Annotated in this window: 24 protein-coding genes; 7 read left to right on the forward strand and 17 right to left on the reverse strand. The window is 34.8% G+C overall.

Features of this window, described 5'->3' with window-relative positions; genetic code table 11:
* Window positions 1-53 precede the first annotated feature (53 nt).
* From CD003_RS07330 to CD003_RS07335, 3 genes are all read left to right on the forward strand, one after another.
* Window positions 54-1,901: a terpene cyclase/mutase family protein gene (locus tag CD003_RS07330; protein WP_306453942.1), complete on the forward strand. Its 1,848-nt coding sequence runs from the start codon at window positions 54-56 to the stop codon at window positions 1,899-1,901.
* 172 nt (window positions 1,902-2,073) lie between these two features.
* Window positions 2,074-2,196: a hypothetical protein gene (locus CD003_RS22240; RefSeq protein WP_257008257.1), complete on the forward strand. Its 123-nt coding sequence runs from the start codon at window positions 2,074-2,076 to the stop codon at window positions 2,194-2,196.
* A 256-nt stretch (window positions 2,197-2,452) separates the two neighbouring features.
* Window positions 2,453-2,638: a hypothetical protein gene (locus CD003_RS07335; RefSeq protein WP_096200502.1), complete on the forward strand. Its 186-nt coding sequence runs from the start codon at window positions 2,453-2,455 to the stop codon at window positions 2,636-2,638.
* Window positions 2,639-2,856: 218 nt separating this feature from the next.
* Here CD003_RS07335 and CD003_RS07340 read toward each other — a convergent pair whose 3' ends face one another.
* The 9 genes from CD003_RS07340 to CD003_RS07380 all read right to left on the reverse strand — a co-directional run bounded on the left by CD003_RS07340 (window position 2,857) and on the right by CD003_RS07380 (window position 9,951).
* On the reverse strand, window positions 2,857-3,105 hold the full coding sequence (locus CD003_RS07340; protein WP_096200503.1) for a hypothetical protein: 249 nt from the start codon (window positions 3,103-3,105) through the stop codon (window positions 2,857-2,859).
* Between the two features lie 101 nt (window positions 3,106-3,206).
* Window positions 3,207-4,523, reverse strand: coding sequence for a TRAP transporter large permease (locus CD003_RS07345; protein ID WP_096200504.1), 1,317 nt, complete (start codon window positions 4,521-4,523; stop codon window positions 3,207-3,209).
* A 140-nt stretch (window positions 4,524-4,663) separates the two neighbouring features.
* Window positions 4,664-5,161, reverse strand: coding sequence for a TRAP transporter small permease (locus tag CD003_RS07350; RefSeq protein WP_096200505.1), 498 nt, complete (start codon window positions 5,159-5,161; stop codon window positions 4,664-4,666).
* Between the two features lie 27 nt (window positions 5,162-5,188).
* Complete coding sequence (gene dctP / locus CD003_RS07355) at window positions 5,189-6,208, reverse strand: TRAP transporter substrate-binding protein DctP (protein ID WP_096200506.1); 1,020 nt, start codon at window positions 6,206-6,208, stop codon at window positions 5,189-5,191.
* A 283-nt stretch (window positions 6,209-6,491) separates the two neighbouring features.
* Window positions 6,492-6,800 carry a hypothetical protein gene (locus tag CD003_RS07360; protein WP_096200507.1) on the reverse strand — a complete coding sequence of 103 codons (309 nt, stop codon included), beginning with the start codon at window positions 6,798-6,800 and terminating at the stop codon, window positions 6,492-6,494.
* Window positions 6,788-7,828 carry a thiamine pyrophosphate-dependent enzyme gene (locus CD003_RS07365; protein ID WP_096200508.1) on the reverse strand — a complete coding sequence of 347 codons (1,041 nt, stop codon included), beginning with the start codon at window positions 7,826-7,828 and terminating at the stop codon, window positions 6,788-6,790. Before CD003_RS07365 ends, CD003_RS07360 begins: the two co-directional genes overlap by 13 nt.
* Complete coding sequence (locus CD003_RS07370) at window positions 7,828-9,078, reverse strand: phenylglyoxylate dehydrogenase (protein ID WP_096200509.1); 1,251 nt, start codon at window positions 9,076-9,078, stop codon at window positions 7,828-7,830. Before CD003_RS07370 ends, CD003_RS07365 begins: the two co-directional genes overlap by 1 nt.
* On the reverse strand, window positions 9,078-9,371 hold the full coding sequence (locus tag CD003_RS07375; RefSeq protein ID WP_096200510.1) for a 4Fe-4S binding protein: 294 nt from the start codon (window positions 9,369-9,371) through the stop codon (window positions 9,078-9,080). Before CD003_RS07375 ends, CD003_RS07370 begins: the two co-directional genes overlap by 1 nt.
* Before the next feature lie 19 nt (window positions 9,372-9,390).
* Window positions 9,391-9,951 carry a 2-oxoacid:acceptor oxidoreductase family protein gene (locus CD003_RS07380; RefSeq protein WP_096200511.1) on the reverse strand — a complete coding sequence of 187 codons (561 nt, stop codon included), beginning with the start codon at window positions 9,949-9,951 and terminating at the stop codon, window positions 9,391-9,393.
* A 251-nt stretch (window positions 9,952-10,202) separates the two neighbouring features.
* Between CD003_RS07380 and CD003_RS07385 the strand changes: the two genes are divergently transcribed.
* A complete protein-coding gene (locus CD003_RS07385) occupies window positions 10,203-10,817 on the forward strand; it encodes a Crp/Fnr family transcriptional regulator (protein WP_096200512.1) in 615 nt (204 codons plus the stop codon).
* A 67-nt stretch (window positions 10,818-10,884) separates the two neighbouring features.
* Here CD003_RS07385 and CD003_RS07390 read toward each other — a convergent pair whose 3' ends face one another.
* Window positions 10,885-11,538, reverse strand: a complete 654-nt coding sequence (locus CD003_RS07390; RefSeq protein WP_179295475.1) for a Crp/Fnr family transcriptional regulator — start codon at window positions 11,536-11,538, stop codon at window positions 10,885-10,887.
* Between the two features lie 161 nt (window positions 11,539-11,699).
* On the opposite strand from CD003_RS07390, the gene CD003_RS07395 reads away from it, so the two are divergent.
* Complete coding sequence (locus CD003_RS07395; protein ID WP_096200514.1) at window positions 11,700-11,945, forward strand: hypothetical protein; 246 nt, start codon at window positions 11,700-11,702, stop codon at window positions 11,943-11,945.
* Between the two features lie 76 nt (window positions 11,946-12,021).
* Here CD003_RS07395 and CD003_RS07400 read toward each other — a convergent pair whose 3' ends face one another.
* The 3 genes from CD003_RS07400 to asnB form a co-directional block, all read right to left on the reverse strand.
* Complete coding sequence (locus CD003_RS07400) at window positions 12,022-12,450, reverse strand: acyl-CoA thioesterase (protein ID WP_096200515.1); 429 nt, start codon at window positions 12,448-12,450, stop codon at window positions 12,022-12,024.
* 204 nt (window positions 12,451-12,654) lie between these two features.
* Window positions 12,655-14,202, reverse strand: a complete 1,548-nt coding sequence (locus CD003_RS07405; protein WP_096200516.1) for a multicopper oxidase family protein — start codon at window positions 14,200-14,202, stop codon at window positions 12,655-12,657.
* Between the two features lie 160 nt (window positions 14,203-14,362).
* Window positions 14,363-16,303 carry an asparagine synthase (glutamine-hydrolyzing) gene (gene asnB / locus CD003_RS07410; RefSeq protein WP_096200517.1) on the reverse strand — a complete coding sequence of 647 codons (1,941 nt, stop codon included), beginning with the start codon at window positions 16,301-16,303 and terminating at the stop codon, window positions 14,363-14,365.
* Between the two features lie 266 nt (window positions 16,304-16,569).
* Here asnB and CD003_RS07415 point away from each other — a divergent pair, with 266 nt between their 5' ends.
* Together CD003_RS07415 and CD003_RS07420 are read left to right on the forward strand one after the other, a co-directional pair.
* Window positions 16,570-17,160: a hypothetical protein gene (locus tag CD003_RS07415; RefSeq protein ID WP_096200518.1), complete on the forward strand. Its 591-nt coding sequence runs from the start codon at window positions 16,570-16,572 to the stop codon at window positions 17,158-17,160.
* 284 nt (window positions 17,161-17,444) lie between these two features.
* Window positions 17,445-18,206, forward strand: a complete 762-nt coding sequence (locus CD003_RS07420) for a 3-hydroxybutyrate dehydrogenase (protein ID WP_096200519.1) — start codon at window positions 17,445-17,447, stop codon at window positions 18,204-18,206.
* A 122-nt stretch (window positions 18,207-18,328) separates the two neighbouring features.
* Here CD003_RS07420 and CD003_RS07425 read toward each other — a convergent pair whose 3' ends face one another.
* Genes CD003_RS07425 through CD003_RS07440 form a run of 4 tightly spaced genes read right to left on the reverse strand, consistent with a single transcriptional unit; the run spans window position 18,329 to window position 21,471 of the window.
* Window positions 18,329-19,291: a 2-hydroxyacid dehydrogenase gene (locus CD003_RS07425; protein WP_096200520.1), complete on the reverse strand. Its 963-nt coding sequence runs from the start codon at window positions 19,289-19,291 to the stop codon at window positions 18,329-18,331.
* A gap of 39 nt (window positions 19,292-19,330) precedes the next feature.
* Window positions 19,331-19,615, reverse strand: a complete 285-nt coding sequence (locus CD003_RS07430; RefSeq protein WP_096200521.1) for a Dabb family protein — start codon at window positions 19,613-19,615, stop codon at window positions 19,331-19,333.
* Window positions 19,616-19,642: 27 nt separating this feature from the next.
* Window positions 19,643-20,923 carry a TRAP transporter large permease gene (locus CD003_RS07435; RefSeq protein WP_096200522.1) on the reverse strand — a complete coding sequence of 427 codons (1,281 nt, stop codon included), beginning with the start codon at window positions 20,921-20,923 and terminating at the stop codon, window positions 19,643-19,645.
* Window positions 20,923-21,471, reverse strand: coding sequence for a TRAP transporter small permease (locus CD003_RS07440; protein WP_096200523.1), 549 nt, complete (start codon window positions 21,469-21,471; stop codon window positions 20,923-20,925). Before CD003_RS07440 ends, CD003_RS07435 begins: the two co-directional genes overlap by 1 nt.
* Between the last annotated feature and the right edge of the window lie 158 nt (window positions 21,472-21,629).

The following is a 21,629-nucleotide window of genomic DNA, read 5'->3' on the forward strand; positions in this document are numbered from 1 at the left end:
AAGGAATGTAATGATTTACAAATAGAGAAGTTTCATTAAAGGGAGGGTCTAGATTGAAACAACAAGTAAAATCATCGATTGACTACCTTTCAAACAATTTAAGAACGATGCAATCAAATGATGGTTCTTGGCGTTTCTGCTTTGAAGGTGGGCCAGTAACCGATGCATATATGATTATTTTGTTACGCTCTTTAGAGTACAATGACGAATGGCTTATTCAAAAGCTAGTAGAAAGATTGCTTAAAACTCAAGATAAGAACGGAACTTGGAAGATATTTCACGATGAGAAAGAAGGAAATCTTTCAGCGGCTGTAGAAGCATATTATGGACTACTATTTTCAGGTTATGTTGATAAATCATCAAGCACCATGCAACAAGCAAAGAGATTTATTAACGAACAAGGTGGTCTTACAAATACAAATAGCCTCACGAAAACAATGCTTGCTCTAACAGGACAAATACCATGGCCAAAACATTTACAACTCCCGATTGAATCTATACTTCTCCCTCCTTCTGCACCAATTAATTTTTATGAATTTGTGGGTTACACTCGTGTTCATATTGCTCCTATACTTATCACCTCTAATTTAAATTACCAATATAAAACGATACGAACTCCTGATTTATCAGACTTAATTAACGACCGTTTTCCAAACGATATAGAATTTAATTCAGAAAATACCAGGTTTATCTTAAGCACAATAAAGAAAGAAATAAATAAGTTACTAGAATTGCCTCAAAATATAAGGAAACTAGCGATAACAAAGGCTGAGCAATATATGTTAGAACGTATCGAACCAGATGGGACACTTTACAGTTATTTCGGAGCAACTTTCAATATGATTTTTGCCTTACTAGCACTTGGCTACCCTAAAGACCATTATTTAATTAAAGGTGCAATAACCGGATTAAATAATCTACTATGTCTTTCTAATAAAACATATTTAATTGAGTATAGTACATCGACTGTTTGGGATACTTCATTAACTAGTTTCGCACTTCAAAATGCTGGAGTAGATGAGTCGGACGACATGATTCAGCTAGCATCGGAATACCTACTTTCTCGGCAACAAATCAAGTTTGGAGATTGGGCTTTAAATAATCAAAACACCCTACCTGGTGGATGGGGATTTTCTGATATTAATACCATTCAACCGGATGTGGATGATACGGCTGCTTCGTTACGAGCACTAAAAAAAACAATCCTACATCAACCACAATTTAAAGAAAGCTGGTCCCTTGGGCTAAACTGGGTATTATCCATGCAAAATAATGACGGAGGTTGGGCAGCTTTTGAAAAAAATATAGACAACAAACTAATTTCACTTCTACCTTTCGACGCTGCTAGTAGAACCTTAATCGATCCTTCTACTATTGACTTAACAGGACGAACGCTTGAATTTCTCGGAGACGATGCTAATTTACGCTTACCTCATCCTCAAGTTGAAAAAGCGTCTCAGTGGTTACTTGCAAATCAAGAAAAAGATGGCTCTTGGTACGGACGTTGGGGAATTTGTTACATTTATGGCACCTGGTCAGCGATAAAAGGTTTGATAGCGTGTGGAACTAGGTCCACCCACCCATCTATAATAAAAGGGGTTGAATGGTTACTCTCTATACAAAACGATGATGGAGGTTGGGGGGAATCCTGCTATAGTGATTTGGAAAAAAAGTATATACCACTTAATGCGAGTACTCCTTCACAAACAGCATGGGCATTAGATGCATTAATTACAGCTCACGACCAACCAATAGAAGCTATCGATAAAGGAATATCTAATTTGATAACGTCAATTGATAAAGATAAATGGACTAAAGAATACCCAACAGGGGGGGCATTCCAGGGTATTTTTATATTCGTTATCATAGTTATAACTACATTTGGCCTTTGCTCACTTTAAGTAACTACAAGAAGAAATACCTATAGTTTGTACACACTAATCTTATACTCTTTCTTATACGTTTATATTTATTAAAAACGCGTTGGTACTGTCACGTTTGGGGTAATGCCTAATATAATGAAATGGCAAACTTCTTTCAATGTTTCAAATTAACAACGAAAGGATGATGAACATGACCGACAGAAAAAAATTTATTAAGAAATTAACGAAAAGAGTACAGAAGCAAAAAGAAAAAGAAATGCAACGGACATTAAAGAGGTTGGAAGAGTTTAAAGAATTAATTTATAAAAACTAGACATAGACATCGACTGCCTTTCAAATTTCGCCCAAGGTTGAACTACTCATTCTCCTTGGGCATATTTAACTAATTCAATTATTTTACTTATAAATCAAAACTTTTATCATTAAAGTTGTAAAATTGTCCAAGAGTCATGGTAAAGTTGTGGATTCCATATACTTCATAAAACAAATAGAATACGATGATATGGTATCTATTACATAGTGAACAATAATTAAGATTTAAACATTGCTAGGAAAGGTGGTTGGTATACTTGAGTAGAGATTTAACCTTACAACAAATTGCAGAAGGTCTTCCAAAGTCAGTATTAAATGCATCTGAAAAAGATTTAGAAGGGTTTCAAAAGATTATTGAAGCAACCCTTGAGATAAGAGAAGCGCACAAAGACTTACAAAAAATGATTCAAAGCTATTCATCTTCAGGAATCCAACGCTCGTAAAACTTTATTTGTGGATTACGTGAACGGAACTATTTATTCTTACAGTATATATTAATATATATCAATATAGTTTTATATTCAGAAAATGAAAAATATCACGGGGTTATACAAATTTATAATTATATTAATATAATTATAAATCCAGTAAACACTTTTTAATCAAAAAAACATTCACCAACTATAGTGAATGTTTTTTTGATTAAAGTTTGTATGATTCGTTAGGAAATTTTCGCTTCTTCCTCATTCCCCTTCAATAACTCTTTTTTATTAGTAATTAGATGTAAATCGTTTTTCTTTATTAAATGATGTAAGTGCTCGATAGGCATGGCACCATGGCCTTTTCCTTTATCAAGTATGAATTGTACAGTGTGTCCAAAAATGCTGATAACTGTGAGCGTTTCAGCTGAATTAAAATGACTAGTTGTATCTGTAGAAATACGGTATGCAGTTCCTTTTGCAATTGACATAAGTATACTCCTTTTTGACTTCTTTTCTTTAGTATTCCTTATATCAATTTTATACATACATATATTTACCAACTAACTTTAAGAGAACTGATTACCACTAATCAATTTCTCATGATATCTGGAAGCCATGTTACGATTGTCGGGAATAAGATTACAAGAACTAACAATAGTACTTGCAACAAAATATACGGAACTGCAGCCGTATATATGTCTAACATTTTTGTTCCTTTTGGAGCAACACCTTTCATGACAAATAACCCAACACCAAAAGGTGGAGTGATGGTACCTATTTCAATCGTAATCAATAAAAGTACTGCAAACCACAACAGGTTAAAATCTAACGCTGCAACAATCGGGAAAAAGATCGGAATGACTAACATCATTATTGATAAAGACTCTAAAAAAGTACCTAATACAATAACGGTTAGAAGAAGGATTAGTAAGATTATTACTGGTGCAAACTCAAACCCTCCCACTAAATTTACTAAATTTCTAGTTGCTCCCGAGAATGATAATATTTGACTAAAAGCAGTAGATGCAGACACAACAATTAAAATCATTACAGTTATCTTCATTGTTCCAGATAGGGATTGAATGAGTACGTCCAATGTAAGTTTACGATAACATATAGCCAGAATCATACTAGCAATGACGCCCATCGCAGCAGCTTCTGTAGGAGTAGCAATTCCTAAAAACATAAACCCTATCACAAAAAATACAATTAGTCCTAAAGGTAAGATATATTTCATTGTTGCTGTTACCTTTTCAATAAAAGGAGTTTCTTGTATATCATAGGCTGGTGCTAAGTGAGGGTTCATTTTAGCCCAAACAATGATAAATATCGTGTATAATACTGCCATTAAAATGCCTGGAATGATAATAGCAATTAAGAAAGCACCAACTGATATTTGCCCCATAGAGGCAAGTAACACACCCAGTGCACTCGGTGGGATCATAACTGCAAGTACACCACTTCCTAGTATAGGTCCCATTGCCATTGATTTATGATATTTTTGCTTTTCCATCTCTGGAATCAATGTTGAACCTAACATAGCTGTACTCGCCATGGTTGAAGCCGTTAGTGTAGATAGGAGCGTACCACCACCTACCGCTAGCAAACTTAATCGTCCTGGAAGCTTTCCGAGCCATTTATCAACTGTTTCTATCATTCTAGGAGCTATACCCGCACGAAACATAATCTCTCCCATTAAGATAAAAAGTGGAATAGGGAGAAGTGAAAAATTGGTTAACGAGTTTTCAATACTCGTAATTAATAGTGTTAAACCTTTTTCTCCGCCCCATATAAAAAAAGAGGCTACAATATTTACCATTAAAAATGCAAAAGCAACTGGCACTCTTAAAAACATCAAACCTATCAAACTAATTAATATGACTAATAAAAGTTGCCACCACTCCACTTTATCCCTCCTCTATCTCTATTAATCTCTAAACTACTTAAGAGGTGAACCTAAAATGGTCAAATTACCTTTTAGTTCAACCTCTAAGTAGTCCATCAATGAAATAAGTCAGCTCAGCGAACTACCCTGTTTAAATAGATTTATGAGTTTCCCCTACACTTTTGTATATCGATAAGAAGTTTCCGAGTAAATTCTAACCCTAAGACGAAGGAACCTATTGGTATAATTAAATAGACATAGACTTGGGGGATACTTAAGACAGATATACTCGTTACACCACGTTTGTAGAGGTCAAGAGTGGTGACCGTCCCAAAGTAAACTAAAATACAGCTGATAAACAATCCTACTAGGGATACAAAAATACTTATTATACGTTGTACTTGAGGATTAGTAGCCATGTCGATTATGTCGATTGTAATATGTCCATTTGTACGCAATAACCACGCTGCACCTAAAAAGGGAATATATAACAAACTATATTCTGTTATTTCTTTTGTCCATAGAAAAGAATGACTGAAAAAATATCTCGAGAAGATTTCGAATACGACGGAGAAAGTCACAAATAGTAACAGTATCGCACCAATTGCTGCGAGAAGATTTTCAGTGATATCAAGAGCCTTTGATACTTTAGTAAGCATACTAACCCTCCTTTCAAATCCAGTGTGTTAATTAGTTAAAAGTTTCTTAAGCGTTGTTACTTGGTCCGGAGACGTTTTTTCTAACATATCCCAGTATACTCTTTCTACAGTGTCTTGAAATTTTTGACTATCCTCGGAACTTAATGTTAACCTTTCAACTCCAGCAGCCTCTATCGCTTTCCATTCACTATCGTTCATATCGTTAAAATATCTAACCATCTCTTGTTCAAATTTTACAGTTGTTTCAAAAATAATTTCTTGTAATTCTGGTGAGATTTCATTGAACGCATCTTTGTTGAACAAAATCGTCGCATTTTGATTTAAAAATGGTTCATCAATAATATATTTAGTTACTTCAGTCCAAGCTGAACGATGAGGACCTAATAAAGGAAATCCAAATCCATCAACCATATTTCGTTCAAGAGACGTGTACACGTCACTAGGTGTTATCTCCATTGGATTTACACCTAACTCAAGTAAAATTTCATGATAAGTAGGATTTGATCTGAAACTTAACCCTTTTAAATCATCCAAATTCTCTATTTTTTCATTACTCCAGAAGTAAAACGGGGAAGGACTCAACCATCTTCCAGCATAAACAAACCCTTCTCCTTCAAATCTCTCGCTTAAATAATCAAAATACCCATTATCTCTTTCTTCAGCAGGTGTATATGGAGAAATATGCAGCGAATGCGACTCAGGCATTAAGTGTCCATAATAGGAACTAACATTAAAGCCGACATCTACAATCCCATTCCTAACTGCATCAAACTGGTCAGTAATTGGAACCGATTCATCGCCTCCAAGCCAGTCAAATGTAACAGAACCATCAGTAGCCTCTTCAATCATATCCATCCACATTGGAATAATATCTTTAGTAAACGCATGGTCCATAGCTAAAAAACTGACAACAGAAAACTGGACTTGTTCTTCTGATTCATGGGAGTTACTTTCTATTTCCCCTCCGTTCCCAGCATTCTGAGAACATGCAACACTAAACAGTAGAAGACTAATAAAACCTAAAGCAACTGTAAGTTTTCTTTTCATCCATATTGCCCCCTATTTAAAGTGATAACCTTTAGTTAAATAAAATCCAATTATTACAAAAACATTGGTAAGAAAAGAAATTGGTAATTCCACTCTTTAGAAAAAAACATATCAGCTTCAATCTAATGAACGAATTACCAATTCATACATATTAGTAACTTTATCGAGGAACCAGAGCTTTGACTCTTAGTGGACTTACACTTCCACCTGTTATCTTAAAAGGAGTTGTGATAATGACAGATCCTCTTGGTGGTATTGTTCCAAGTTCGTCAAATGTGCTAATTCATATTTGTTCGCTGCATGCATTTCCCCTTTTTAACCAAATTTTAAATTCATCTTCATTAGAGAAGGACTCAACCATTCTTTCAATTTCTAATTTTCGGTACCATGCCTTTTTTCTTGATTTACCATAATATTCTTGATGGATAATAGATCCCTTGTTGTCTTTCACATAAAGAGTGGTCTTTCCAAGTTCAATAGCATCGCCAGCTCTAAATAACGTCTCAAACAGTTTCACAAATGGCTTTCTCCAAGGATGAGAAGTGACTTCGATATCAACTTGATAGATTCTACTTTTAATCACATTTTGCATAGCTTCAGTAACCTCTTATATTTAGAATCAACACTCTCTTGTAGCTCATTAATATCCCTCTCAGTCAAGTGTGAATATTTTTGCATTGATTTCGTATAATCACTTATCGGTCTTCGTTTTCGTACTTTATGAGTGAGTTTAAATTTACCATTCTCGCATTCCCATAATGGGTATAAATTTGTCTCCACAGCAATATTTCCAATTTCTATTGTTTTTTCTGTTGGGAACTTCCAGCCTGTTGGACAACCAGAGTATAGGTGTATATAAGACATACCATTCTTAACTTTCATTGCTTTTTTAAGCTTTTCAATATAATCAGGAAGGTACGATGGATTCGCCGTTGCTACATATGGAATTCCATGCGCTGCCATAATCATTGGCATATCCTTTCCTTTTTGTGATTTCCCACTACTTTCTTCCCCAATAGGTGTGGTTTGTGTCCAAGACCACTTTGGAGTTGTACCACTTCTTTGTACCCCTGTATTCATATAAGCTTCGTTGTCGTAGCATATATAAATGATGTTTTCTCCCCTTTCCGCTGCACCTGAAAGGGATTGGAAACCAGCGTCAGCAGTACCTCCGTCTCCAGCAAATGTCACAACATTTATATCTTCTACTCCTCTTCTTCGCCATGCACGTTTTATCCCACTTAACATGGCTGCGGTATTATCTAGTAACGGAAAGAATACAGGTATCTTAGCACCAGAACCACCTTGGAACCCTACAACTCCAACTCCACCCATACATCCAGGCGGAATAGCAAGAATAGTATTTGGACCTAATACCCGAAGTGTAGTCCTTAGAGCCAGCTCCGCATGACACCCAAGACAAGCGGAGTTCCCTGGAGAAAGTAAATCTTCTACTTTCGTTACTTCCTTATAAGCATTTTTTATATCCTTTTCTTCATTGAAAATAAAGCCAAAACGCTTCTTCGTGAAAAATGCATCATTTTTAACAAGTGTAGGTTTAGCCCCCTTTGGTATAGTTGAATAATTGGTATTATCCCTTTTTCCATCCTGTGTTCCCATTAACCTATCACTCCTTTTAATTTCGAATTTAACTGAGAGTCTTCAACGATGATCCGCTCGATGTCAATATCACCATCTTCTAAACCAAACCAAGTTACATCCTTATATGAACCACCATTTGCTACGTATTGAGTAATGATAATCGTTTGTTTTATATGTTCTATCGTCACATCTGAGCCTCCAAGTCCGCCAATAAAGTCCATCATTGGAGGCATTTCAATCCCTCCAAAACTATTTTTCAACTCTATATAACTAGTTCCATATCCACTTGCAAACGAGACATTTCGATCAATGACACCAATTGCTTTCATATCTTTAAGCAAACCCCTTGCTTCCTCAGATGGGAACGGACGAAGAACACGAATACGTAACATCCCAACTTTTATCCCTTGTTCTCTCATCTCATCGATGACAACACGTGCCGTACCTGCTGGACTCCCCATGCATACAATCGCAATTTCTGCATCATCCATACGATATAAATCAAGAAGTCCCCCATGGTCTCGCCCAAAAAGCTCAGCCCATTCTTGGCGAACATCCTCAATAACCTCTTTCGACTTTCTCATAGCTGTGACCTGTTTATGTCGGAACTCTGTCAACATCGGTCCTGCTGTTAAAGGGTCAACAGACATTGGATTTTTCGGGTCCAATAATACATGAGTGATATCTGGAGGGGGTAAAAACTCATCTACTTGTTCTTGTTCTGGTATTTCAACTCTTTCTGCCATGTGTGATAACGAAAAGCCATCGTAACAAACATTTACAGGCAAAAGAACGTCTTTGTTCTCAGCAATTTTGTATGCTTGCACGACAGTATCTAGCACTTCTTGATTACTTTCACACCAAATTTGAATCCAGCCGGCTTCTTTTACTGTCACGGCATCTTGTTGACCTCCCCAGACTGTTTGTGGAGAAATGACCTCTCTTGTTACTAGTGCCATTACGATAGGCAAGCGCATAGTACTTGTTCGAATATAAGGTTCATACATTAAGGCCAACCCTTGTGAACTAGTACCCGTAAACGTTCTAGCTCCTGCAAATACTCCCCCTTGTAAAACACTGAGAGCCGTATGTTCACTCTCTACCTCAACCAAATCAGCATCTATTTTTTCCTCAGCTACAAATTGAGCTAAATACTCTACTAAAGGGGTTTGAGGAGTTATAGGATACGCTGCTAGTAAGCTAACTTTTGCTAATGAAGCTCCCCATGCAGCAGCTTTATTTCCGTTTAGAACATCTATTTTTCCCATTACTCATCTCCCCTTTCTTCGTACATTGTAATTGCATTTGCAGGACATACCTCAGCACATATCCCACATCCCTTACACCAATCTAAGTCTGTGTCATAATGTGTAGTTAATTCGATTTTACATCCTACTGGACAGTACATATAACAGGCAGAGCAGCGTTTGCAAAGGTCTGGGTCAGTCACTGGACGTTGATAACGCCATAAACCTGTATTAACGACATATAACCCTTTTCCAACTGATGCAACGTCATCACCGGTCTCTTTATAGAGCTTTTTCGCTAAATTTAATAACATTTTTACTCACTCCACTTTGTTAGACTTTACTTCTAGACACAACAACTGCTTCTCTGTAACCTCTCTCGACTGCAAGTAGATTTTTTTCAATAATTTCTTTAGGAAAATAGTTAGATATCGCTTCTTTTAATGATTCAATAGTAATTAGACTAGTTGTTGAAGCAAAGGCACCAAGTAAAATAGTGTTTGTAATTGGAGCTTTAAATATATCTAAAGCAATTCGATTAGCATCAACAAATCCTAACGTATCTATCATGGAATCTACATTTTCTAACAGAATGTTTCTACGGGAATTAATTATCGCAAATGATCCTTTTTTCATTCCTTCATAAATAGGGATTTGCCCTAGTAATGATTCATCTAAAACAATAATACCGTCTGGTTCCACTACTTGAACTCTTTCTCTAATCGGCTTATTGTCCATTTTTACAAAAGCTTGTAGCGGAGCACCTCGTCGTTCAAATCCATATGCAGGAATGGATTGACCATACTTACCTTCCATAATAGTGGCATGCACCAAAAGTTCAGATGCCATTACCGCTCCTTGACCACCTCTACCATGAAAACGAATCTCTTTCATTTGCCTCACCACCTTCTAAAACGAGTGTTGTATAACTTAATAGATAACGAAAATAAGAGTCTCAAAGCAGTTATAAACAAATAGTCAATTTATTGTAATACTTTGACTACAAATCACCTATCGTTTATAATGTAAGCGTTATCATAAAGTAGTTTCTAAGCTTTCCATATTGGCAATTATATAATCTTTTTATATATTTAAATATTAACCAATTAACATTGTTAACTTTTTTCTTTAGGAAGGATGATTGTATGCAGAAAAGCCTACATCATAAATGGGAACCATTTTTGAAATATGGCAGAAAGAAGTTTATAAAAAAGAACACTGTTTTATTTCATCAAGAAGATATTGGAGATGGCTTCTACTACTTAAACAGTGGCGAAGTGATTATTAAATTAAACCTTGAAAATGGTGATGAAAGAATCATTGATTTTGTAACATCGAGTGAATTATTTGGTGAGCAGGGAATAAAATCAGATCCATATTTTGCTACAAGTATCGCGAATACCTCTTGTGTAATCTATTACTTTTCAAACGATACATTTAAGCAAATGTGTAAAGATAATCCTAAAGTGTCCGAACTAGTCATGCTTACACTTATTAAAAAAGTTCGGTTATACGGAGAAACTGTTTCCTTATTAGAAACACCAATTGAATATCAATTATCACATCTCTTACATAAACTCTATCAAAAGCGCGGGAGTTTTGAAATTACACTAAATCAAACCGCATTAGCACGCTATATCGGTACTTCTAGAATAACAATTTACAAGATACTAAAAAAGTGGAAAGAAAGTGGGATTATTACTATAATAGACCGAAAAATAATTATCACGGATATAGAGAAACTGAAATCTATTTTATAAAACGAAAAAACGGATTGAACACCCGTTTTTTCGTTTTTTTTTATAAATTTCGTATTACACATGCAATTTATTGTGCATTCAAAAGTTTTGTCTGTAAAATATTTGCTAAGTATTGAGGATTTTTTATGAAAAAAGTTCGGTTTTCTACAAAGACTGCCTCTTCCTCCTTCCATTTTTTTAGCGTTTTATACACTGTAACCCTAGTTAGACCAGTATAACTAGCCAACTCTTGTTGGGTAAAAACTATCTTATTTTTTCCGGTTATATAATAAAGCTTTAATAAACAGTAAGCAATACGTTGTTCTGATGTAAACATTTTGGAAATCATTTCTTTTAACAAATTTACTTTTTGTATCACAGAATCAACAAAAAGTGCCAGTATATCAGGGTATTTTCTAGTTAGTTCCTTAAATGTCTCAGCGGAAATATAGTATACAGCTGAATCTTCTAATGCAACTGCCGAGGTAAAATAATGCTGTTCGTCTATAGCTTGTTCACCAAACACGCGTCCCGACCCACTTACATCCAATATTTTATCTTCTCCACCTACAGTTGAGGTGACAATTTTTATTAACCCTTTTTCAACATAATAGAACCCTGTCCCTTTATTCCCTTGAAGATAAATGGTCGATTTTCTTCTAAAAAACAACCTTTTTCCATATTTAAGATAAGGCCCCCATTTATTCTCGATATTATAAGTCTGCTTTAATAATCCTTCCACAAAATCCTCCTCCAATAACTTATAATATATTTGAAGACGTTTCATAGATTGTAATAATAAGTTCAAAAGCTCTATCTTTATTATACTAAATATTCCGAATTTAATAACTGTATTTAATTATCAAATGGTTAGTTTATTTGTCAAATACTAGGAGGGGGAAAATGCATAAGTATCAAGCAATGGAAAGTTTTGTCGATCAAGTAGAAGCTACTAAAAATGGAAAGCTAGAGTTAACGAAAGCAATTTGGGAGGATTTCAAAAACAATTTAAAACATTACCATGAAGAAGAAGTAGCCGATGTCTTAATGCAAATCGAGTTGAGGACAAAAGTTAATCCGGCTTTTATAGCTTTTCACTTTGATAATCAAGAACTATTAACTCGAGATGACATTGAATCCTTTATCTAATTAATTAAATAAAAGAAGCTGCCGATAAAGTTGTTACCCTTTATCAGCAGCTTCTTTTTTTGAAGTTCGTACATTTTTATTCTTTTACAGTAGAAGTGACACCTAATAATTTATCACGAGCATATTTTGGAATTGTATGTGCTTTTAATTTTCCATCTTTACTAAAATGTACCCATCCTTTTATTTCATAACCTTTACCAGTGAGATCGTCGCCACGGTATAATTCGTGTTCCATCCGAAACACTTTATCATTGACTTCCGCTATTCTCGTCACTATTTTAATTTCATCAAAATAATAAAGTGGCAATTTAAATGTTCCGTTCGTATCAATAATAGGATGGGCAATTTTTTCGTTTACCATCATATCTTTGGGAGGTAAGCCAATTAATTGAAGTAATGTTTGGCTGCCTGTATCAAACCATTTAAAATAATTTGGATAATATACAATCCCAGCCATATCAGTGTCTCCCCAGGTAACTCTATAAGTAAGTGTATTTTCTACCATAGAACTCTCCTTTCAGAACTTAATTATTTAAGTTTGCTATTTAAATTATATACGGCTTATCTTTTAAAAAATGTTAACTAGTTAATAGTTCCTTCAACCTTTTATGTATTTACAAATTTTAGAATGGTTTAGGTCTTTATCATCATTAAAAGAGGCTAACATTTTTCAAAAAACTGAATGTTAGCCTCTAGAAAACTTTTGTTTTTATTCTGGTTGATTTGGTACATTTGGATCTAGTTCAAAATTTGGCTCATATCCCTTATAGATAACAGATGCAACCATTCCGCCGTTTGCGTGATGGAATTCATGGCAATGGAACATCCAATTACCTGGATTTTTCGCTTCAAAGACAATTTCATATGTTTCATCAGGACGAACGTTTAGTGTATCTTTTTTTATTGGAGAACCTGTAATTGGCTTGCCGTCTTTAGAAATCACATAGAAAAACTCACCATGTAAATGCATCGGATGTTCAACACCAGTATCGTTTGTAATAGTAAACTTCACGACATCTCCTTCTTCTACTTCATACACTTCTGGGTCAGGATACTGTTTCCCATTAATTGTGAATGTTTCATCTCCATCTTCACTGCCTAGTAACATATCAAATTCTTTTGTTACTTCACCTATTTCTATGTCTCTCGCTTCACCGTAAGATGTTATATCAAAGAACGTTTGGTCATAGCTCGAAGTTACTAAAGACTCCTCTTCATATCCTTCATAAACTAGTGGTACTAATCCTTGTAGATTTTTCTTATTTTCTTCTGCAAAAATTTCAATTCCCCATGCTCCTGGCTGGTCCATTTCAATCTCAACTTCAAACCGCTCTGCTGGGGCAATTCTGAATGCTGTATCTGTTAGGAACTCTGGTTCATTTACTTTTTGCCCGTCATAATGAGTGATTTTAAATGAATGCCCTGGAATTGAAACAACTTGCGTAAATAATCCAGCATTTAAGAAGCGTAACTTAACAACATTCCCCTCTTTCACAACAACTGGCTCAATTGCTGGTGTTGCCTTACCGTTAATCACTAGCGTATCATACATCATATTCATCATATCAGCATGAGACATTCCGTGATTCATATCACCATGATTCATATGCCCACCGTGCCCACCGTGACCGCCATGACCTACTCCGGCAGATCCATGAATATCATTCATACTATCCATCATTAAAGACCATTCATCAATTGCAATCACTTTATCTACATCATAAGCTGGTTGATCTTTAGGCTCTACGATAAATAAACCGTATAGTCCCTTATCGACCTGAACTGAACCATTTTGATGAGAGTGGTACCAATAAGTACCTGGTACATCAGCTTGATACTCATAAATAAACTCTTCACCTGGCATAATCGCATTTTGAGTTACCCCAGGAACACCGTCCATCTCATTGGGCACAGGGAACCCGTGTAAATGAACAGCTGTAGGAACATCAAGTGAATTTGTAAACTTCATCACGACATGGTCCCCTTCAGTTACGCGAATTTCTTCACCTGGTAATGTTCCGTTATATGTCCATGCATCGAACATTAAATCGTCATTTAACATCCAATGTTCTTCTTTTATATCAATTGTAAAGGTTCTCTTTCCATCAACTTCTTCATTTTCAACTACTCCTTCCGTATCAGCACTATCACCTTTTACAGGAACTGATTCTGATTTGTCAACTACGTCTGTATTACTACAAGCTGCCACAACTAACATCATAGTTAATGTGAACAAAGGTAATTTTAACTTCTTCATAAAAACAACATCCCCTCATTAAGTTCATTTCTATTTTCATTTAATAATGTAACAAAAATGTTTGAAGAAATTATGGAGGAACGGAAACATTATTATATACATCATTAAAAGCAACATAAAAGCCAGTCATTTGTTTCCTGACTGGCTAAACATCACTCTGTTATACATACTCAATTTCATCTAATTTGGGTAATGAAGTACTGTCGATAGAAACAGACTTTTCCACGTAAATTTGATGCCATATCATAAAAATGATAACAGCCCATAAGTAACGACTATGGTCTCCTACACTATGCTTACTCTTCCAAAATCCACCTTTGAAGTCATTCTTCCCTTGTCGATGTTTTTCTAGTTGCTGTAAGATATACTCTTTATTTAGTAAATAGTCAGTGTTACTTTCCTTAATTAAATCCCTAGCCCATTCGTATAATTCATTCTGAAGCCAATGGCGTGTCGGCACAGGAAAACCAAGTTTTTTTCTATTTACTATTTGTTCAGGGACGATACCTTCAAGTGCTTTTCTTAATGCGTACTTTGTTGTTTCTTTTGTCACTTTTAAACTAGAATGTAATTCGGAAGCAACTTCAAATACTTTATTATCAAGAAACGGGACTCGTAACTCTAGTGAATGTGCCATCGTCATACGATCTGCTTTAACAAGGATATCTCCTCTCAACCAAGTGTGCATGTCGATATATTGCATTTTCGTAACGTCATCTAAATGGGTTATCTTTTCATAATAAGGACTTGTGATTGTCTGGTAGTGGCAAGTAAAGTCATATTCTTTTAAGAGTTTCGCTTTTTCTATCTCACTAAATAATTTTGCGTTACCAATATATCGCTCTTCAATTGGAGTACATCCTCTTTCGATGAAATTCTTCCCTTTAAAATTAGATGGTAAATTATGTGCAATTACTTTAAGGATATCGATGCTATTTTTTGAAAGTGAAGAAAACCTTTTCAATGAGAGTATTTCTTTATAGATACCATATCCACCAAACAACTCATCCGCTCCTTCTCCGGACAACACAACTTTCACATGCTTACTTGCTTCTCTAGCCACGAAATAAAGTGGTATCGCTGCTGGATCAGCAACAGGATCGTCCATGTGCCAAACGATTCTAGGTAACTCTTTAACAAATTCCTCAGGAGTAATTTTATATGATATGTTTTCAACACCTAGCTTTTCTGCGGTTTCTTCCGCTATATCAATTTCACTATAACCGTCTCGCTCAAAGCCAACAGTAAATGTTTTAATTTTCGGGTTAACCTCTTTTGCTAACGCTACAATAGCTGTAGAGTCTATTCCACTTGATAGAAATGAACCTACAGGAACATCGCTCCTCATATGAATATTGACAGAATCCCTAAGTGCATCAATGATTTTTTCAGTACTTTGTTGTAATGACGTAATTGAAGGTGTAAATATAGGTCCCCAATACTTCTCAATCTGTAATGGTTGTCCTACTTTTTTTACAAATAGATTCCCTGGTTCTAACTTCATAATCTCCTTAGAAATGGTTAATGGCTCAGGTACATATTGATAAGTTAGATAATGATGCAATGCTTCTTTGTTCACTGTATCTTGCTTTTCCGTTAGCAAAATACTTTTCTTTTCAGAAGCAACAATTAACTCGCTTTTTTTTTCAAGATAATAGAAAGGTTTAATTCCAAATCGGTCTCTTGCTCCATAAAGGATTTGCTCTTGTTTATCCCATATAACAATAGCGAACATACCTCGTAGTTCTTTAAAAGCTTGCTCTTTTTTTTCGGAGAATAAGGCGATTATTACTTCTGTATCAGAATGAGTTTGAAAAGAAAAGCCCTTCTCTCGTAATATATTTTTTAATTCAATGTAATTATAAATTTCTCCATTAAAGATAATCCAATATCGTTCATTTTCATATGTTAATGGTTGTTTTCCATTTTCTAAGTCAATGATACTTAACCTTCTAAAGCCAAATTTGACATAATCATCTATATAATAACCAACATCGTCTGGTCCTCGATGAGTAATGATATTTGTCATATTTACAAATGTGCTATCGCTTATACGCCCTTCCGCATTACTATTTTGTAAATAACCTACAAAACCACACATTAATTTTCCTCCTAAAAATACTAACTTGCTCGTATTTTTGTTGTATTTAGATTGATAGACAATAGTATTAAGAAGATTTTACTACAAAATTTTGCAAAATCTATGGAGTTTTTAAAAAACATTTGAAATCTTTCATAATTTGACAAAGATTCTAGAAAAAAGTGTTTTCGACTATGAAAGAATTGATTTCTAGCAAGATACTTGTACATATTTAGCTAAACTTTTTAATAATATATACTAATAAACTGGGAAAGGAGCATAACCATTTGTTACTACCAATGATTCTCAGTGTCATTTTTGTTTTATTATTAGTTTGGATAATTTGTCTTTCATATTTATACAAAGGGCAACTTAGTAACATGGTAGGTATGGTAGTTTCGATGACAATTGGAATGATCGTTGGATTAAGTATAGGTACATTATTAGCAGTACTATATCCACATTCATTCTTTGAAGTAACAGTGATAAGTATGTTAATTGGTTCAATACTAGGTGTATTAACTGGCCTCCCCTTTTCATTAGTTGCAATCATTGATGGACTAATGTCAGGAATTATGGGTGGTATGATGGGTGCGATGTTAGGCGTAATGATCTCCCCAGAAAATCATAACCAACTCTTAAACATTATGAGTTTATGGACTGTGGGTGTCTTCTTCCTCACCTATTTGTTACAGGTATCAGAGATAAATAAAATAGGAAAGAACAATAATCTCTTTTTAAAGCCTCTCACGTACTTTATTGTCGTATGTATCTTTATCTATAGCTTTACAAATTATACTTTTGAGCCTACTACTAATAATCTAAATCACCATACACCAGATGGTCATTATCACGAATTGTTTATAAATGAAGACTAATTTCACAAAGTTACTGTACAAATAACTGTATAAAAGAAGGTATACTTATTTAAATAACTCTTGTTCTCTTTTAAATGAAAAGCTTTTCTTTTGGAATGGATAATTGTTTTATATACATTGTCATTTAGAGGTAAAGGAAATGTTATATGCACTATCGAAATACTATATAGTAGTCATACATGGCTAGGTCAATAACAGCCTCGTTTAGCATCTAATTGTGACCTCTAAAGAATTATTCGTGTATAGAACATGTTAAAAACTCAACTTTATAGAGGGAGGAAATTATGAATACAAAAAAAAGCCGAACAGTTATTGTTACTGGAGCAGCGCAAGGTATTGGTTATGCAATTGCTGAATCATTTGTGAAAAATGGAGACTTTGTTGCCATATGTGACTTACAATTTGAGGCTGCAAAAAAAGCAGCTCAGGAATTAAAAAATGCAAAAGGTTATAAAGTAGATGTTACTAATGAAGAAAATATTAAAACATTTGTAGAAGAGCTTGTGAAAGAACGTGGTTCAATTGATGTTTTAATAAATAATGCAGGTATACAACATATTGATAAAGTTGAAAATTATTCTCTTGATAAATGGAACTTAGTACTTGATGTTGTACTAACTGGTTCTTTCCTAATGATAAAGCATACAATCCCTTTCATGAAGGAGCAATTATACGGAAGAATTATTAATATATCCTCCGCACATGGAAAAATGGCATCACCATTTAAATCTGCTTATGTTTCAGCAAAGCATGGGGTTGTTGGTTTAACAAGGTCGGTAGCTTTAGAAACAATAGACTTTGGTATAACATGTAATACGATTATGCCTGGACCGGTACGAACAGAGATAATAGAGAAACAATTAGCTAATCTCGCAAAGGAAGATAATACAACTGAACAAGAAGCACTTGAAAAACACATTTTAGGTAAGCAACCAATGAAGCGTCTGCTGGAACCTTCTGAAATTGCAGATGCAGCTGTATTCTTAGCATCTGACGGTGCTGCTGCGATAACTGGTGATTCCATGAGTGTATCTGGTGGAATGTAGATTAATGGATATTCCGTTGTTGGTTTCCTGTAATAATAAACGCTGTTATACTTAAAATAAGAAGACACCTCAAATCATGAAAATAATGATTTTTTGAGGTGTCTTCTTATTTAGCTTGAAAGTTACTCTACTATATTAGGTGGTTGTTCCCCACATACTCCTTTCACTAGATTTTTAGCTCCACACATTGCCATATCTAAACGGGTTTTATGTGTCGCTGAACCAATATGAGGAACAACTGTTACATTTTCCATTTTTAGCAATGGATTATCTTTTTCAACAGGCTCCTTCTTAAATACATCAAGTCCGGCCCCTTTTATCTTTTTACTTTGTAGAGCCTCAATTAAAGCTTGTTCATCTACTGTACCACCACGAGAAACATTAATAAAAAATGCTGTTTCTTTCATTAGCTCAAATTCTTTAGTACCTATTAGGTTTGTTGTTTCTGGCGTCAACGGTGTCAGTAGTACAACAAAGTCTGAGCGTTTAAGAAGATGCTCCATCGAACAATATTCAGCTTCCGTTCTCTTCTCCACTTCTTCTTTTCTTCTACGATTATGATAAAGTACTTCCATATCGAAACCGTATTTTGCTTTTCTAGCTAATACTTCTCCGATACGTCCCATTCCGATAATTCCTATTGTTGAATGGTGTACATCGACCCCAAATAACTTTTCATCCTGTCCTTTTTCCCAGTATCCATCTTTTACATAATTATTTAGTTCAGGAAGTCTTCTAGCAACGCTTAACATCAAACCAAGCGTTAATTCTGCTACTGTATCATCTAAAACGTGTGGAGTGTTAGTACCTATTACGTCTCTTGCTTTCATTGCCTTAAGGTCAAAGTTATTATATCCTACAAATGAATTACTAACTATCTTTAAACGTGGCGCGTGATCAAGCAACTCTTGATCGATTTTCACAATATCATTTAATAGCAATCCATCTATGTCCTCTAATTCTTTATAAAGAGCTTCTCGACTAATTGGTTCTTTTGAATTCCAAATTCGATAATCGCAATAACTACTAATAAACTCTTCTACTTCCTTTGGTATAGCTTTACTTATAAATATTTTTGGTTTCACTTTTTCAATCTCCCATCATTAAATATTAGGTCACTAAAATCAGCAGTGACAACATGAACAACCCCAATTTCCTTTGCATAGGATAGTAATTCTTGGTAGTATGGATTTATAATTATAGTTCTCTCTAACGATTCTTGTTTTAAAAAACGTACTGTAACTCCAATAATCATATCTTTGAAAACGATGGCTAAAATTTAGCCCTGCTTGAATATCAACAATACCAGGTATTTTCAATTTAAAACCATATGTTTTTTCAATTAGTTTTTCTTTTTCTTCACTGGAAGTGTTTGAATCAAATCTAAATAGAACCATATGCTCAACCATACGTAACCCCCTATTTAATAGCCTCTCCTACTTAATGAACCATTCTAGTGGCACGGTTACTAAAGAAGGGAAAAAGATTAGTAGGATAAGGACTAAGACTTCTACGAGAAGGAATGGCCATATTCCCCGAATAAGATTTTCTATACTTACCTTCCCAACTCCAGAGGCGACGTTCAAAACTGCTCCTACAGGAGGTGTTAGTAAACCAATACAAACTGTTAAAACAAATATAACTCCAAAATATACAGGGTCAATGCCAGCTGCAGTTATAAGGGGCATGAGAACTGGTGTTAATATGAGTATCGTGGGAATAAGATCCATTACAGTTCCGACGATTAATATTAGGAATATAATAGCAAATAATAGAAGTAACTGATTGTCAACTAAAGGTCCTAATAAGCTTGTTACAAGAGTTGGAATGTTTGCAACTGTGATTAACCAGGCTGTAACCATTGCTGCAGCGGCTAAAAACATTACAATACTAGTTGTTCTTGCTGATGATACTAATATTTGATATAAATCCTTTATCTGTAACTCTCGATAGATGACAAGTCCCACAAATAAAGCATATACTGCTGCAATTACTGCTGCCTCAGTTGGTGTGAAGACCCCACCACGTAAGCCTCCTACTATTAATACTGGTAGAAAAAGTGCCCAAACCGCTTGTCTGGTAGCAATCAACATTTCTTTCAACGACTTACGAGAGCTAACCTGAACCTCATCTTTTCTTATTATTATCGCCCAAGCTATTGCCAGCCCAACACCTAGCATGAGACCAGGTACAATCCCTGCCATAAATAATTGAGAAATTGATACACCACTAGTAACACCAAATATAATCATTGGAATACTAGGTGGAATAATAGGTGCAATAATACCTCCAGAAGCTATTAAACCAGTGGAACGCTCTCTATCATAACCAGCCTTTACCATCATGGGGATCAAAATTGCTCCAAGTGCTGCAGTATCTGCAACGGCCGAACCAGACAATCCTGCAAATAAAATACTAGAAATGATAGCTACATATCCGAGTCCTCCACGAATATGTCCTACTAGGGACATTGCAAAATTTATGATTCTTTTTGAAATTCCCCCCGCATTCATTAACTCACCAGCAAGGATAAAAAATGGAATAGCCATGAGAGGGAAGTTATCAGCTCCATTAATAAGGTTTTGTGCAATAATTTGACTATTAAAAATATCAAGATAGAGCATCAATGCAACGCCACTTATAAGTAGTGCTAAAGCAATTGGAACTCCAAGTACCATAACCCCTAATAATGAACCAACAAAAACTGCTAAGGCCATTACCTTTCCTCCCCTACTATTGACTTCTCTTCTCCATGAGAGGGACTTACTACTATTTCATCTGTTTCGGTAACAAAGTCATTTGTCTGTTGTTTTTTTATAAATACAATATAAAGATTATAAAAAACAATAAGAGCCATCCCTAAACTCGTTATTAGACCAATGCCATATACAAAGGACATGGATATACCTGTTGCAGGTGCAATTGTATTCATATTAATCTTGACTAATTTCCAACTTCCCTCAAGTACTAACCATAACGCAAAAAGAATTAATATATTTCTAATTAAATAGACAACTTTTTTTGTTTTTGGGGGTAACCTCTTGAAAAATAAATCAATACCAATATGTTCATTTCTTTTGAATGCAATGATTGCTCCTAAAAAAATCATCCATACAAATAAAAAACGAGACATTTCCTCAGAATAGGTAATACCAGAATTAAAAAAGTATCGTAGAACTACATTTCCAAAAACCAATATAGTCATACCTACAAGTGCGAGTGCCATAAAAAAATTCAATGAATTATTTAACCATTTGAATATCATAATTCGCTGGCCTCCTACTAGAAATTAGTTAGTTTAAAACACCTCACAATATAAGCATAGATGATTTGATTTCTATGTATAGACATAATATTCTGAATTTAATTCAACTAAATTCTTTTATAAATTTTAGCTATTTTACTTTTATTCATTACTAGAGT

The organism is Bacillus sp. FJAT-45350 (genome assembly GCF_002335805.1).
In the GTDB taxonomy this organism is placed as follows: Bacteria; Bacillota; Bacilli; order Bacillales; family NISU01; genus FJAT-45350.

Bases quoted from the DNA above. Each gene is read 5' to 3' on its own strand.
- CD003_RS07430 (WP_096200521.1), bottom strand. From the start codon at position 19,615: ATGGTTGAGCATATGGTTCTATTTAGATTTGATTCAAACACTTCCAGT.
- CD003_RS07380 (WP_096200511.1), bottom strand. From the start codon at position 9,951: ATGAAAGAGATTCGTTTTCATGGTAGAGGTGGTCAAGGAGCGGTAATG.
- CD003_RS07395 (WP_096200514.1), top strand. From the start codon at position 11,700: ATGCATAAGTATCAAGCAATGGAAAGTTTTGTCGATCAAGTAGAAGCT.
- CD003_RS07440 (WP_096200523.1), bottom strand. From the start codon at position 21,471: ATGATATTCAAATGGTTAAATAATTCATTGAATTTTTTTATGGCACTC.
- CD003_RS07375 (WP_096200510.1), bottom strand. From the start codon at position 9,371: ATGTTATTAAATTTAGCGAAAAAGCTCTATAAAGAGACCGGTGATGAC.
- CD003_RS07420 (WP_096200519.1), top strand. From the start codon at position 17,445: ATGAATACAAAAAAAAGCCGAACAGTTATTGTTACTGGAGCAGCGCAA.
- asnB (WP_096200517.1), bottom strand. From the start codon at position 16,303: ATGTGTGGTTTTGTAGGTTATTTACAAAATAGTAATGCGGAAGGGCGT.
- CD003_RS07435 (WP_096200522.1), bottom strand. From the start codon at position 20,923: ATGGCCTTAGCAGTTTTTGTTGGTTCATTATTAGGGGTTATGGTACTT.
- CD003_RS07350 (WP_096200505.1), bottom strand. From the start codon at position 5,161: ATGCTTACTAAAGTATCAAAGGCTCTTGATATCACTGAAAATCTTCTC.
- CD003_RS22240 (WP_257008257.1), top strand. From the start codon at position 2,074: ATGACCGACAGAAAAAAATTTATTAAGAAATTAACGAAAAGAGTACAG.
- CD003_RS07340 (WP_096200503.1), bottom strand. From the start codon at position 3,105: ATGTCAATTGCAAAAGGAACTGCATACCGTATTTCTACAGATACAACT.
- CD003_RS07400 (WP_096200515.1), bottom strand. From the start codon at position 12,450: ATGGTAGAAAATACACTTACTTATAGAGTTACCTGGGGAGACACTGAT.
- CD003_RS07370 (WP_096200509.1), bottom strand. From the start codon at position 9,078: ATGGGAAAAATAGATGTTCTAAACGGAAATAAAGCTGCTGCATGGGGA.
- CD003_RS07360 (WP_096200507.1), bottom strand. From the start codon at position 6,800: ATGCAAAATGTGATTAAAAGTAGAATCTATCAAGTTGATATCGAAGTC.
- dctP (WP_096200506.1), bottom strand. From the start codon at position 6,208: ATGAAAAGAAAACTTACAGTTGCTTTAGGTTTTATTAGTCTTCTACTG.
- CD003_RS07385 (WP_096200512.1), top strand. From the start codon at position 10,203: ATGCAGAAAAGCCTACATCATAAATGGGAACCATTTTTGAAATATGGC.
- CD003_RS07365 (WP_096200508.1), bottom strand. From the start codon at position 7,828: ATGGGAACACAGGATGGAAAAAGGGATAATACCAATTATTCAACTATA.
- CD003_RS07405 (WP_096200516.1), bottom strand. From the start codon at position 14,202: ATGAAGAAGTTAAAATTACCTTTGTTCACATTAACTATGATGTTAGTT.